Raw genomic sequence first — 13,104 nt, forward strand, 5'->3', positions numbered from 1 at the left:
TAAAAAAAGCTATAAAGAATGCCTAATCCAAAAGATTAGGTTTCTTTACAGCCCCATTTTCTATTTACCAATATTTTCAATAGTTGTTTGAATCGTCTTTTCACCTAATTTCCATTTAGCAGGACAAACATTATCTCCATGTTCATATACAAATTGACAGGCATGTAAACGTCTTAAAAGTTCATCAGCATTTCTACCCACATTTCCAGCATTAACTTCATAAACGACAACTTTTCCTTCAGGATCAATAATAAAACTTCCTCTTTGAGCTAAACCATCATTTTCATCAAAGACATCAAAATCATAGGTAAGTGAATGTGTAGGATCGCCAATCATTGGATATTCTATTTTAGAAATGTTTTTAGAAATATCATGCCATGTCTTATGAGCAAAATGGGTATCTGTAGAAATGGCATAAATTTCACAGTTCACTTTCTTAAATTCTTGATATTTTTCTTGTAGATCTTCTAATTCAGTAGGACAGACAAAAGTAAAGTCAGCAGGATAAAAGAAAAATAAAGTCCATTTTCCTAGTAAATCCTTCTTTGTGACTTTCTTAAATTGTTTTTGATGATAAGCATAAGCTTCAAAATCATCTACTTCTTTATAAAGTAAAGACACAAAATCACCTCCATCTAAAGTATGTGAATAAAAACTTAAGATTATCATCACATAATTCACAATAATTCTTTACATGTTTGACACAAAAAGTTGCATAGAGTTCATAAAAGCTGGGTATATTAAACATGTAAAAGATAAAACAATCTTTTACAATATGAATAGTTTTTCATATTCCCTTCCCAATTATATATATCAAAGAAAGCCGAGAGGCTTTTTTTGCGTTTGAAAAGAACTTTTCATAATTTCTATTTATTTTAAAAAGAAAAAGATAAAGACTTTTCAAAATGTTTTACATAAAAGAAATCAATTTATTTACTTGTTAGAATAAGTGTGTAGTTGAAGGAGGAATTTAAAAATGAAATTAATGTTAGTTTGTAATGCAGGAATGTCAACAAGCATGTTGGTATCTAAAATTGAAAGAGCAGCAAAAGATCAAGGAATAGAACTTGAAGTAGCAGCATTTCCACTTACTCAAGCTGAAAAAGCTATTAATGATTGGGATGTTGTCATGTTAGGACCCCAAGTAAGACATTGTCTACCACAACTAAAAAAAGCAACAGATAAAACACCTATTGAAGTCATTGATATGAAAGATTATGAGCTTATGAATGGGGCAAATGTTTTAAAGAAAGCATTAGAAATTGTAGGAAATAAATAATAAAGGGGATGATTCTTTTGGATGAATTTTATAAGGATTTATATATGGATATTTTTAAAAAATGGATTTGTTTCCAAAAAAGTCAAAATTATAGAATTAAAGAATATAAAGATATTGTTCAAATAGAATCATCGTATGGTATTGCTGAAGTGACTTTTAATTTATATTATATTATTGAATTAAAAGTCACTTCTAAAAAAAGAAAAGAACTTGATTTTTATTTACATTTTCAAATGAATACGCTTAAACATGCAGTTTCTTTATTTAATGAAATGATTACATGTTTATTAAAACTAGACTATGAAGCAAAAACAAAAGTTCTATTATGTTGTAGTGGAGGTTTAACAACAAGTTACTTTGCTCAAGAAATTAATAAGGCAAGCAAATTACTAAAAAATACAATAGAAGTTAGTGCGGTAGGTTATAACCAGCTCTATCAAATTGGTCAACAATTTGATTTCATTTTCTTAGCACCACAAATTTCTTATTTACATGCACAAGTTCAAAGTATTTTAAAAGATCAAATTGTTATGAAAATACCTCCACTTGTTTTTGCTCGTTATGATGTAGGAACATTGCTTAAGATGATTGAAAATTCAAAGAGTAAAAAAATAATGCATGTTCAAGAAAAAGAAAATGACTTAAAGCTAGATATTAAGAATAAGCAACAAATAGCTTGTTTAACAATTTTTAAAAATAAAGAACGTATTCATATTGCTTATCGTATTTATGTACAAGGGAAAGTTTTATTTCAAAATGAAACTATTAAATATAAGATTCATATCCAAGATATTTACGATTTGTTGGATACACTTATCATTCAATATCCAAAACTTTCTACAATTAGTCTTTCATTGCCAGGAATTGTTGATGCAGGAAAGGTTACATCAACTTATATAAGTGGTGTTGAAAATGAAAACATCGAAGAAAAATTGAAACAACGCTATAAGCAATCAATAAAATTATATAATGATATAAATACAGCAGCAGTTGGATATTATGCAACACATTTAGAAAATAAGAATCTCTTTTTCTTATTTCAAGCAATTTCTTTAAAAGCAGGTGCAGGACTTATTGTTAATGGTAAATTGATTGAAGGTTTTTGCAATTTAGCAGGAGAAGTTTCATATTTACCTTTAGAATTTTCACAAAAACAAGAAGAACTTTCTAAAACACCAGAAGGAACATTGGAAATAGTAAGTAAAATTATTCTTACTACAATGTATCTTGTGGCACCTGAAGTGATTGTAATCTTTAGTGAATTATTACCGGATTTTAAAGTATTAGAGAAAAAAATAAAGGAATTGATGCCACAACATCAAATTCCTAAATTAATTAAAGTAAATAATGTGATAGAATATATGTTAATAGGACAGATGTATTTATGTTTGAAGGAGGCAGATTAAATGTTTACAGATTATCATGTGCACACAGAATTTAGCGATGATTCTGATTATTTAATGGAAGATGTTATTAAAGATGCAATCAAGATGAATATGGATGAAATTTGTTTTACAGATCATGTAGATTATGGTATTAAAAGAGATTTTGATGATCCAAGAGGGATGCTATATAGAAAAGGTGGACCAGGTGAACCGGAAAAGATGCCCCTTGCAAATGTGGATTATCCAAAGTATTTTGAAAAAATAGCATTATTGAAAAAGAAATATCCTGAAATTGTTATTAAACAAGGTATGGAGTTTGGTATGCAAATGTATACGATTGATCTTTATCAAAAACTCTTTAATCGATATTCTTTTGATTTTATTATCTTATCTTGTCATCAAGTAGAAGACAAAGAATTTTGGACACAAGATTTTCAAAGAGGAAGAACGCAACAAGAATATAATGAACGTTATTATAAGGAAATATTAGATGTGATTAAAAATTATAAAGACTATAGTGTTTTAGGACATTTAGATCTAATTTCAAGATATGATGAAAATGGTCCGTATCCTTTTGAAAAGATCAAACCAATGATTCAAGAAATATTAGAAATTGTAATTCAAGACGGAAAAGGAATCGAAATCAATACCTCAAGTCATCGATATGGTTTAAAAGATTCACAACCATCAAGAGATATTTTAAAGCTTTATAAAGAATTAGGTGGAAAGATTATTACGATTGGTAGTGATAGTCATAAACCTGAGCATTTAGGAGCTTATATTAATGAAGCTAAAGAATTATTAAAAGAATTAGGTTTTGAATACTATTGTACTTTTGAAAAGATGAAACCTATATATCATAAATTATAGATGAGCGAAAAAATCGCTCCTTTAATCTATATAATTTTTAATTTTATATTCTAAATTCTTTTGATAATCTCTATTGAAATAACAAGCATAGATACAATCTAATAGATATTGTAAAGAAATTCTTGAAGAGAAAGAAGCAATCTTTTCTTCGGAATCTTCATAAGAAGAAAAGTAAAGATGATATTTCGCAAATTGATCAATCGGTGTATGAATGGTTGAGGAAATCAAAATAATAGGTATATTCTTTTGATTTAATTCTTGAACAATATTTTTAATTTGGGGTGTTCTTCCAGCATAACTAATAAGCATGACAATATCGTCTTCTTTACAAAGTTGAACATTCCAATGTTGATAGTAAGCTTCTTTAATCACATCCACCTTAACATCTATTTCTAACATACTTTGTTGGAAAGATTCTGCCATAAAATAATTACCAATAGAAGGGAAAATATAAATATTATTGGCTTTTTTTAAAGCTTGAACAATATGTAAGAGTTCATCTAAATCAATAAGATTAAAAGTGTTTTTTAATGTTTGTTCATAGAGTGATAACATTTGTGTCATGATTTGATGATGAGTATCTGTTTTTTGGAAAGGATAATTATAATCTATGTCTTTTGAATCTTTATTATTTTTTAAACTTTCAGATATTTGTAGTTTTAATTGATTTAAACCATTAATATCTAGTTTTTCCATGACGCGGTAAATCGTTGAAATAGAAACATAACTTGTTTTTGCTAGTTGTTGTAAAGAAAGTTGAATAACATCATAAGGATGATCAAGTATATATTGAATAAATATCTGTTCACTTTCTGTAAAAGAAGTTATACTTTTTATTTTAGTAAATAGATCCATAAATTTCCCTCCTAATAAACATGATTTTTATTCATTATAACATTATTTCTTAAAAAAACATTTTGCGAAATAAAAAAACATGTAAATACTTGCGATATAAGAAAGAGTCGTCTATAATGTGAAAGGTTTGGATATTTTTGGAAAATGAAGGAGAAAAAAGTGAAAGAAAATTATGATGTAATCGTTGTTGGTGCAGGTCCAGCAGGAATTATGACATGTTACGAATTATATTTAAAAAATCCTGAATTAGAAGTATTACTTATAGATAAAGGACATGATGTTATGAATAGACATTGTCCTATTAAAGATAAAAAGATCAAACAATGTCCAGTTCATAAAGATCGTGAACCTGGATGTATCCCAGCGTGTTCTATTACTGATGGTTTTGGTGGAGCGGGTGCTTACTCTGATGGTAAATTTAATATTACAAGTGAATTCGGTGGTTGGTTAACTGATTACTTAAGTAATGATGAAGTAGAAGATGTCATTCATTATGTAGATAACCTTTATTTAAAACATGGAGCTACTAAAGAAATTACAGATCCAACAACAGATAAAGTAAAAGAAATTGAACACCGTGGATATGCTGTTGGGTTAAAACTTTTAAGAGCAAAAGTAAGACATTTAGGTACAGAAGAAAACTTAAGAATTATGACAGAAATGTCTAATGAATTAAAACAACATATGGATTTACAATTTAAAACATCTGTTCAAGATATTCTTGTAGAAGACCATCATGCAACAGGAATTGTTTTAGAAAATGGACAAACAATTCACGCTAAAAAAGTTGTTTTAGCACCAGGTAGAGATGGTTCAGCATGGCTTACAAAAGTTTTATCAAATCAAGGATTAAAACTTTATAATAATCAAGTAGATATTGGTGTTCGTGTCGAAACAAGCAATATTGTTATGGAAGAAATTAATAAGAACTTATATGAAGGTAAATTTGTTTACAATACTTCAGTAGGAACAAAAGTAAGAACTTTCTGTTCAAATCCTAGTGGTCATGTTGTTATTGAAAACCATAGTGGAACAATGCTTGCGAATGGACATGCTTATCATGATCCAAAACTTGGAAGTAAAAATACAAACTTTGCTTTACTTGTATCTCATACATTTAGTGAACCATTCAATGAACCAAATGAATTTGCTCATGAAATTTCAAGATTAGCGAATAAATTATCAAATGGTTCAGTTATTGTTCAAAGATATGGAGATATCAAACGAGGAAGAAGAACAACATATAAGAGATTAAAAGAAGGATATACAGAGCCTACTTTACCAGAAGCAGTACCTGGAGACTTAGGACTTGTGTTACCATACAATACAATGAAATCAATTATTGAAATGATTGAAGCGTTAGATAATGTAACACCAGGTATCGCTAATGAACATACTTTATTATATGGTGTAGAAGCAAAATTCTATTCAGCAAGACCAAAAGTAAGAGATGGTTTTGAATCTGAAATTGATGATTTATATGTTGCTGGGGATGGTGCTGGTCTTACAAGAGGACTTGCCCAAGCAGGTGCAAATGGTATCTTAGTCGCAAGACATATTGTTGAAAATATTAAATAGTAAAAAAGAAAAACATGTTTCAAAAATGGAAACATGTTTTTTTGTCTTGTCAAATTATTTTAATTGAAGACATGAAAGTATATTATTTTTTCGAGGATAAAAAAGAATAGAGAAGAGATTCAAAAATAATGAGAACTTGTCCAAAGAAAGCGTTTGGAACAAGATTATCATGATAAAAAGGATTATAGTGACCGATGATAATAGGTAAAGTGGAATACTGACTTATTTTTGATTTTTCATTACCTGTGAAAGTAATGATATCAATATGATTGTTTTTAGCTGTTTCAACGACTTCTTCAAGTCTTGTTGTAATTCCTGAATTGGAGATGACAATGAGAAAGGTTGAGTCTTGAAAACTAGCATCCAACATTTCCATATGAACAACACTCATGGTACAAAAGCCATTAAGAGTTAATCTTTGTGAAATGTAATCAGCAATTGGAGCTGAAAATCCCATACCAAAAACAACGATTTTACTATTTTTATGTTTATTTAATAATTGAATAAAATGAGGTAAATAGTTTTCGTATTTTTGAGCAGGAGCATTATTATGAGTGCTGCTAGATAGATGATAAATCATATCACTATAACCACTAAATTCTAATTTATTACATAAACGATAGATGGCAGAAGTTGATGTAAAATTATCTTTTGCCATTTGTCTAATGGTAATATTTTTCAATTGTTTTTGATTTTTCTTAATATATTCCAATAAAGAGACTTCTAATTCGTTTAAATCAAATTTATCTTTTAAATGATCAATATTCATAAGTTTCACCTCACAATAATTATGTCATAGAAAAAATAAAGGAGCAAGAAAAATGGCAAAAGCAATGTACGACCCTTGGTCAAAAATCGTTACAAAAAATGGCTATGCAGGAGATGAGGTTATTTCTGCTTTGCAAAAATCAATTAGACGTGCCAAAGAAGAAGATGCATGTATGTTTGCTTATGAAATGTATATTTCTTCACCACAATTATTAGAAAAAATGTGGAGACGTTTACTTACAATTTCAGTAGAAGATATTGGAATGGGAGATCCAATGGCTGCAGTTCTAGTCAATAATCTCTATCAAATGTCTAAAAACTTTGAATATGCAGATGGTGATCAACCAATGTATTTCATTCATGCAATTCGTTACTTATGTAGCTGTCAAAAAGATCGTTCAAGCGATTTATTAAAAAATATTTGTATTAAATCATTTGCGATGGGTAAATTCCCAGAAATTCCTGATGTTGCTTTAGATAAGCATACAGTAAGAGGAAAAGCAATGGGACGTGATTCTTTCCATTTCTTACATGAAGCAAGTAAAGTTATTCCACAAATGGAAGTAGATAATGATTATAAAGAACGTTATGCAAAAATTTTAGAAGAATACGATCCAGAAAATGTCGTAGATACAGCCTTTACATTTAATGGTTGGCAATTTTAATAGATAAATTATATTTTGAGGGGAATATAGAATGATAGAAAAATTAGAGAAGGTATTAGAGCCTGTTGCAAATAAACTCGCACAACAAAGACACCTACAAGCAATTTCATCAGGAATGATGATGCCACTTGGATTAATCGTCATAGGATCATTATTTTTGATTGTTGCGAATCCACCAATTAATTTAGATTTAGTCGATTTACATACAGGAAATATCTTTTTAAAAGTTTTAATAGGTTGGAAACAATTTGCGGTTGCTAACTATGATGTACTTACATTACCATATAATTACACAATGGGATTGGTTGGCTTAATTTCAGCTTTTGGAATTGCTTATTGTTTAGCTGAAAGTTATCAAATGAAATCAGCTGTTTATGGAATTATTGCTATGTGTACTTTCTTAATGGTGTCTGCACCATTAAAAGATGGTGGTATTTCTACAAGCTTTTTAGGAGCTGATGGCTTATTTGTTGCTATTATTATTGCTTTAGTTTCAGTAGAAATTTCACGTTTTGTAAGTAGTAAACTTGTTATTTCATTTCCAGCAAGTGTACCAAGTGCAGTTACTGATTTTGTAAATAGTTTATTACCGCTTGCTGCTAATATTATTATTATTTATGGTTTAAATGTTGCTTTAATGGCAGGAACAGGTAAAAATTTACCAGATTTTATTATGTCAATTTTAACACCAGCTATTTCAGGTGTAGATAATATTTGGATGTTTATGGGAATTTATTTATTTTCAAATATTTTATGGTTATTTGGAATTAATGGTTCTTCTATTGTTTTTCCAATTGTTTTTGCTTTATGTATCGCAAATACCGGAGTGAATGCTGAACTTGTTAATGCAGGGAAAGCACCAACAGCTATAATTAACTTACAAATGTTTAGATATGTATTGATAGGTGGGGCAGGAAATACATTAGGACTTGTTTTATTAATGTGTAAATCAAAATCAAAACATATTCGTTCAATTGGACGTTTAAGTGTATTGCCTGGTATATGTGGAATTAATGAACCAATTATTTTTGGAACACCAATCGTTCTAAATCCGATTTTATCAATTCCGTTTCTAATCATGCCATGTCTTTCGGCAGGTCTTGGTTATCTTGTTCAAAGTATGGGACTTGTTTCATTAGGTTATATTGTCGATCCATCATTTACACCATTCTTTGCACAAGGGTTCTTATCAGCATTGGATATTAGAAATGTTATTTTCATGTTCGTATTGATTGCTATTTCTGTGGTTGTGTACTATCCATTCTTTAAAGTATATGAAAAAAATACTTTAGAACATGAAGGTGAATAATGATGAGGTATAGGCTTAGGCTTATACCTTTTTTATTGAATTTACCTGTTTCTTCCTATATAATCATAGATAATATGAGGGGGACATATTATGATTATTAGTGGAAAAGAGATTTCAACAAAGATCAAGGATCAATTAAAAGAAGAAATTGAACAAATGAAAAATAAATATGATCGTTTACCAAAACTTGCGGTTATTTTAGTAGGGGAAAATCAAGCAAGTCAAGTATACGTTAGAAATAAAGAAAGAGGATGTTCTTATGTAGGAATGGATTCTTTAAAAATTACACATGATGCAACTTTTAGTGAAGAAGAACTTTTAAACGAAATCAAACAATTAAATGAAGACGAAACAGTTGATGGAATTTTAGTACAATTACCTTTACCAGATCATATTAATGAAGATAAAGTTTTAGAAGCCATTGATCCATCAAAAGATGTAGATGGTTTTCATCCAGAAAATGTGGCTAAGTTATTTTTAGGACAAAGAAGTTTAGTACCATGTACACCTAAAGGAATGATGGTTTTATTAGATGAAATCAACTATGATTTAACAGGAAAAGAAGTTGTTGTTGTGGGAAGAAGTAACATTGTAGGAAAACCAGTAGCGCTTTTATGCTTACAAAAAAACGCTACTGTAACAATCGCTCATAGTAAAACAAAAAATTTAAAAGAAGTTTGTCAAAGAGCAGATGTTTTAATTGCAGCTGTTGGTCGTGCTAAAATGATCAATAGTGACTATGTTAAAGAAGGCGCTGTTGTTTTAGATGTTGGTATTAATCGTGATGAAAATAATAAACTTTGTGGAGATGTTGACTTTGAAGATGTGAAAGATAAAGTTTATGCAATTACTCCTGTTCCAGGAGGAATTGGACCAATGACGATTACAATGTTATTACAAAATACTTTAGAAGCATTTTATCATCATCAAGGAGAATAATTATGGATTATCAATTAAATGATATTGTAGAAATGAAGAAACAACATCCATGTAAAAAATCAAATCAATGGAAGATTGTAAGAATGGGTGCTGATATTAAAATTAAATGTTTAGGATGTAATGCCATTGTTATGTTTTCTAGACGTGATTTTGAAAAACGTTTAAAAAAAGTTGTAGAACATGTAGAGTAGTATTTATGAAATTTCATAAATACTCTTTTTTTAGGAAGATTAAGAGCTTGATGATATAGTCATTTTTATTTAATAATTTGAATGATAAAAAGGAAAGGGGAAGAACTTGAAATGCTTCTTTTGAAAGAAAAAATAGAAATAATTAAATATGAACCAAAATATAAACAACAAGTACAAAATGTATGTATTTTTCAATCAACATCTAGATATAAAGATGATAATGCTAAAAAGGCAATATTAGCTTTATATTGATATTTAATACTTAAAAATGATTTAGATGAGGTATGTGGTTATATTTTATGTGCCAAGGATTTAAAGGCTTATAAAAAAATGCATATCCTTATTATTTGACTTTAAAAGAATTAGATGAAGTAAAGGCAGAAAGATTTCCTAATGCTAATCGTGAACTAGAACGTTTTTATCCTGAATATCCAGCACATATTCATATTGATATATTAGAAGAATATACAGGTAATGGTGTGTGTTCAAAGTTAATGTGAAGTTTTAAAAGAAGAAAAAGTACCTGGGATATGTGTTTTAGTTGATACAAATAATAAACGTGCGGTTAGATTTTATGAAAAAATGGGATTTAAGGCATTTGAAGAAAATCCAGGCATTATGTTATGTAAGTTAGATTAATATAATAAATGAGAAAACCTGCCAAGCAGGCTTTTTTAATCTTAGATAAGATCAAGTTTTTCTAAAGCATAAGCAATACCATCATATTCAATATCTTTTGTCACAAAATAAGCAATATCTTTCATAGCTTGTACACCATTAGCCATAACAATAGAATGTTTAACATAACGTAACATACTTTCATCATTGAAAGAATCTCCAAAGACATAACAATGATCTAAATCGCTTTTAAAATCATCCGCAACAGTTTGAATACCTGTAGCTTTTGAGTGATTCTTTGGTACGATTTCCCACATTTCTTCACTACGTTCAATAATATCAAAATCTTGAGAAATATTATCTCTAAAGGCTTGGATATCATGATCAAACCAAATAGTAAATTTATCAAAGGAAAGATTTGGATCTTCACTTGTTGAAACATTGAAACCATTATTTGTATATCTTTTTTGAATTCCTTGAACAAAAGAATTTTTAATATGAGTATTAAAATAAACATGATCTTTTGATTCTAAAACAGCATCAATTTCATATTTTTTTATAAGAGATGCAATTTCTTTACATCTTTCTTTAGATAATTGATGATGATAGATTACTTTGTCATGATAAGTGATGTATGTTCCACATCCACAAATATAACCATCAGGGTTTAAATCATGAATCTCTTGATCGATTGTAGAAATAGGTCGACCTGTATTAATAAAAATGAGATGTCCATTTTCTTTAGCTTTTTTTAAAGCTTCTTTAGCACTTTGAGGAACAGTATGAGTTTTTTCACTCAATAATGTACCATCAATATCAAAAAATAATAATTTTCTATCTTTCATTTTTTTACTCCTTCGTAAGTATTATAACGAATAATCGAAAAAAAGGGTATTTTGTTTCTCGCTCTTTATAAAAAATTATGATAGAATGAACCAATAAAAAGGAATGATGATATGAGTTTAATAATAATTTTATTTATTGTAATGTTAGTAATCTTTAGTATTTTATGGGGAAATCGTACTTTTTCAGTAAAAACCTTAAATCAAATGATTTATCACATGGTGGTTCCATGTGATGGAACAGACGAAGGTATTTTTAAAGATTGGTTTTTAAATTGTGCACCACCAGCCTTTTTAACAACTTTAATAGGAGTATTTTTATTATATAAAACACCACTTGTTTTTTTATTTGATTACCAAGGTATTTGTATTACTATTTTAATTCTTGGAACATTGCTTTACGCATTAATTAATTATCAAATTATTACGTATGTTTTTGATATGGTTAGAACATCTAAACTTTATGAAGAACATTATGTGGATCCTCAAAATGTTGAATTAGAATTTAAAGAAAAAAGAAATTTAATTCATATTTATTTAGAATCTGTAGAAAATACGTATCTTTCTAAAGAAGATGGCGGACAAGAAGAAAATAATTATATTAAAGAATTAGGTGAGCTAGCAAAAGAAAATATTAATTTTTCACATTCGAATAAAATAGGGGGTTCTTATACTATTGAAGGAACACAATGGACTATTGCTTCAATGGTTGCACAAGAAGCGGGAATTCCACTTTTATTTCCACTTTCTAAAGATAAATATAATGAAAATTCTTCATTTTTATCAGGATGTTATACATTGGGTGAAATATTAGAAAAACAAGGTTATCAAAATCGAATTTTAATGGGATCAGATGCTAACTTTGGTTGTACCTCTAATTTTTATAAACAACATGGAAATTTTAAAATAGAAGATACAACTTCTTTAAAGAAAGAAGGAAGACTTCCTCAAGATTATCATGTTTTTTGGGGATTTGAAGATAAAAAAGTCTTTGAATTCGCGAAAGAAGATTTAACAGAAATGGCTAAAAGTAATCAACCATTTTGTATGGAACTGGTGACAATTGATACTCATACACCAGATGGATATATTTGTGACGAGTGTAAACATGAATATGATAGTCAATACGCTAATGTTATTAGTTGTCAATCAAGACAAGTGGAAGCTTTTGTAAGATGGTGTCAAAAACAAGAATGGTATGAAAATACAACAATTGTTATTACGGGTGATCATAAAAGCATGTCTGAAAAATTCTTTAAGCACTTAGATAAAAGCTATTTACGTACTCCTTATAATTGTTTTATTAATAGTGCAATTGAACCTCCTCAACCTAAAAACAGAAAATTTGCTATCTTTGATTTTTATCCAACAATTCTTGCGAGTCTAGGAGTCAAGATTAAAGGTGAACATCTAGGATTAGGAACAAACTTATTTAGTGATGAAAAAACACTTTTAGAAAAATATGGGGTAAAGAAAATTAATAGTGAAGTCGCTAAATATTCTCAATTTTATCGTAAAATATTAATTAATAAACAAAAGAACGTGTAGGTGCACGTTCTTTTAAGATTGAAAATGTTTTTTCATTTCTTCTTTTTCTATACTAGATAAATCTAATAGGTCCATTGCTTTATCTAATGGTATTGCCATTTTTTTCATTAAATTTTTAATCGATGTAATTCTTTCCAATTTTTGTCCTTGTTCAAGCCCTATAGAATGTCCTTTTTCTATATTTTCTCTGGCTATCATTTCCCCTAAATTACACATCTTTTTAACCTCCTTCTCTATTTCTTCAAATCCATATTCTT

The 13,104-nt window shown here is 28.6% G+C and carries 15 protein-coding genes and 1 pseudogene; 11 read left to right on the top strand and 5 right to left on the bottom strand.

What is annotated here, in order from left to right; all coding sequences use genetic code 11:
• Positions 1–60 precede the first annotated feature (60 nt).
• Positions 61–621 carry an alkyl hydroperoxide reductase subunit C gene (gene ahpC, locus LJD34_RS14095; protein ID WP_227360199.1) on the bottom strand — a complete coding sequence of 187 codons (561 nt, stop codon included), beginning with the start codon at positions 619–621 and terminating at the stop codon, positions 61–63.
• Between the two features lie 355 nt (positions 622–976).
• On the opposite strand from ahpC, the gene LJD34_RS14100 reads away from it, so the two are divergent.
• Genes LJD34_RS14100 through LJD34_RS14110 form a run of 3 tightly spaced genes read left to right on the top strand, consistent with a single transcriptional unit; the run spans position 977 to position 3,534 of the window.
• Positions 977–1,279 carry a PTS sugar transporter subunit IIB gene (locus LJD34_RS14100; protein WP_227360200.1) on the top strand — a complete coding sequence of 101 codons (303 nt, stop codon included), beginning with the start codon at positions 977–979 and terminating at the stop codon, positions 1,277–1,279.
• 17 nt (positions 1,280–1,296) lie between these two features.
• Positions 1,297–2,685, top strand: a complete 1,389-nt coding sequence (locus tag LJD34_RS14105) for an ROK family protein (RefSeq protein WP_227360201.1) — start codon at positions 1,297–1,299, stop codon at positions 2,683–2,685.
• Positions 2,686–3,534: a histidinol-phosphatase HisJ family protein gene (locus tag LJD34_RS14110; RefSeq protein ID WP_227360202.1), complete on the top strand. Its 849-nt coding sequence runs from the start codon at positions 2,686–2,688 to the stop codon at positions 3,532–3,534.
• Between the two features lie 21 nt (positions 3,535–3,555).
• Here the strand turns inward: LJD34_RS14110 and LJD34_RS14115 are convergent, their stop codons facing one another.
• A complete protein-coding gene (locus tag LJD34_RS14115; protein WP_227360203.1) occupies positions 3,556–4,389 on the bottom strand; it encodes a MurR/RpiR family transcriptional regulator in 834 nt (277 codons plus the stop codon).
• A 159-nt stretch (positions 4,390–4,548) separates the two neighbouring features.
• Here LJD34_RS14115 and LJD34_RS14120 point away from each other — a divergent pair, with 159 nt between their 5' ends.
• The gene (locus LJD34_RS14120) at positions 4,549–5,967 is read left to right on the top strand and encodes an NAD(P)/FAD-dependent oxidoreductase (RefSeq protein WP_227360204.1); all 1,419 of its coding nucleotides are present in this window, start codon (positions 4,549–4,551) and stop codon (positions 5,965–5,967) included.
• Between the two features lie 82 nt (positions 5,968–6,049).
• Here the strand turns inward: LJD34_RS14120 and LJD34_RS14125 are convergent, their stop codons facing one another.
• The gene (locus tag LJD34_RS14125; RefSeq protein WP_227360205.1) at positions 6,050–6,736 is read right to left on the bottom strand and encodes a MurR/RpiR family transcriptional regulator; all 687 of its coding nucleotides are present in this window, start codon (positions 6,734–6,736) and stop codon (positions 6,050–6,052) included.
• Between the two features lie 52 nt (positions 6,737–6,788).
• Between LJD34_RS14125 and LJD34_RS14130 the strand changes: the two genes are divergently transcribed.
• The 6 genes from LJD34_RS14130 (at position 6,789) to LJD34_RS14155 (ending at position 10,339) form a co-directional block, all read left to right on the top strand.
• Positions 6,789–7,400 (top strand): hypothetical protein, encoded by a 612-nt coding sequence (locus LJD34_RS14130; RefSeq protein ID WP_032090968.1) that lies wholly within the window; start codon positions 6,789–6,791, stop codon positions 7,398–7,400.
• 31 nt (positions 7,401–7,431) lie between these two features.
• Positions 7,432–8,709: a PTS sugar transporter subunit IIC gene (locus LJD34_RS14135; RefSeq protein ID WP_227360206.1), complete on the top strand. Its 1,278-nt coding sequence runs from the start codon at positions 7,432–7,434 to the stop codon at positions 8,707–8,709.
• Positions 8,710–8,799: 90 nt separating this feature from the next.
• Entirely contained in the window at positions 8,800–9,648 is an 849-nt protein-coding gene (gene folD, locus LJD34_RS14140; protein WP_227360207.1) for a bifunctional methylenetetrahydrofolate dehydrogenase/methenyltetrahydrofolate cyclohydrolase FolD, read from the top strand.
• A 2-nt stretch (positions 9,649–9,650) separates the two neighbouring features.
• Positions 9,651–9,839, top strand: coding sequence for a DUF951 domain-containing protein (locus tag LJD34_RS14145; protein WP_022002571.1), 189 nt, complete (start codon positions 9,651–9,653; stop codon positions 9,837–9,839).
• A gap of 111 nt (positions 9,840–9,950) precedes the next feature.
• Complete coding sequence (locus LJD34_RS14150; RefSeq protein ID WP_167693756.1) at positions 9,951–10,091, top strand: hypothetical protein; 141 nt, start codon at positions 9,951–9,953, stop codon at positions 10,089–10,091.
• A 95-nt stretch (positions 10,092–10,186) separates the two neighbouring features.
• On the top strand, positions 10,187–10,339 hold the full coding sequence (locus LJD34_RS14155; protein ID WP_227360208.1) for a hypothetical protein: 153 nt from the start codon (positions 10,187–10,189) through the stop codon (positions 10,337–10,339).
• A 180-nt stretch (positions 10,340–10,519) separates the two neighbouring features.
• Here LJD34_RS14155 and LJD34_RS14160 read toward each other — a convergent pair whose 3' ends face one another.
• The gene (locus tag LJD34_RS14160) at positions 10,520–11,302 is read right to left on the bottom strand and encodes an HAD family hydrolase (RefSeq protein ID WP_227360209.1); all 783 of its coding nucleotides are present in this window, start codon (positions 11,300–11,302) and stop codon (positions 10,520–10,522) included.
• A 111-nt stretch (positions 11,303–11,413) separates the two neighbouring features.
• On the opposite strand from LJD34_RS14160, the gene LJD34_RS14165 reads away from it, so the two are divergent.
• On the top strand, positions 11,414–12,847 hold the full coding sequence (locus LJD34_RS14165; protein WP_032090962.1) for an LTA synthase family protein: 1,434 nt from the start codon (positions 11,414–11,416) through the stop codon (positions 12,845–12,847).
• A 12-nt stretch (positions 12,848–12,859) separates the two neighbouring features.
• Here the strand turns inward: LJD34_RS14165 and LJD34_RS14170 are convergent.
• Positions 12,860–13,104 (bottom strand): annotated as a pseudogene (locus tag LJD34_RS14170) (hypothetical protein); the annotation flags it as partial.

Source organism: Faecalibacillus sp. MSK20_93 (genome assembly GCF_020589945.1).
GTDB classification, from domain to species: domain Bacteria; phylum Bacillota_I; class Bacilli_A; order Erysipelotrichales; family Coprobacillaceae; genus Faecalibacillus; species Faecalibacillus intestinalis.

Excerpts from the sequence above, each read along its gene's own strand:
- LJD34_RS14100 (WP_227360200.1), top strand. The coding sequence starts at position 977 with ATGAAATTAATGTTAGTTTGTAATGCAGGAATGTCAACAAGCATGTTG.
- LJD34_RS14110 (WP_227360202.1), top strand. The coding sequence starts at position 2,686 with ATGTTTACAGATTATCATGTGCACACAGAATTTAGCGATGATTCTGAT.
- LJD34_RS14115 (WP_227360203.1), bottom strand. The coding sequence starts at position 4,389 with ATGGATCTATTTACTAAAATAAAAAGTATAACTTCTTTTACAGAAAGT.
- LJD34_RS14125 (WP_227360205.1), bottom strand. The coding sequence starts at position 6,736 with ATGAATATTGATCATTTAAAAGATAAATTTGATTTAAACGAATTAGAA.
- LJD34_RS14130 (WP_032090968.1), top strand. The coding sequence starts at position 6,789 with ATGGCAAAAGCAATGTACGACCCTTGGTCAAAAATCGTTACAAAAAAT.
- LJD34_RS14135 (WP_227360206.1), top strand. The coding sequence starts at position 7,432 with ATGATAGAAAAATTAGAGAAGGTATTAGAGCCTGTTGCAAATAAACTC.
- folD (WP_227360207.1), top strand. The coding sequence starts at position 8,800 with ATGATTATTAGTGGAAAAGAGATTTCAACAAAGATCAAGGATCAATTA.
- LJD34_RS14145 (WP_022002571.1), top strand. The coding sequence starts at position 9,651 with ATGGATTATCAATTAAATGATATTGTAGAAATGAAGAAACAACATCCA.
- LJD34_RS14150 (WP_167693756.1), top strand. The coding sequence starts at position 9,951 with ATGCTTCTTTTGAAAGAAAAAATAGAAATAATTAAATATGAACCAAAA.
- LJD34_RS14160 (WP_227360209.1), bottom strand. The coding sequence starts at position 11,302 with ATGAAAGATAGAAAATTATTATTTTTTGATATTGATGGTACATTATTG.
- LJD34_RS14165 (WP_032090962.1), top strand. The coding sequence starts at position 11,414 with ATGAGTTTAATAATAATTTTATTTATTGTAATGTTAGTAATCTTTAGT.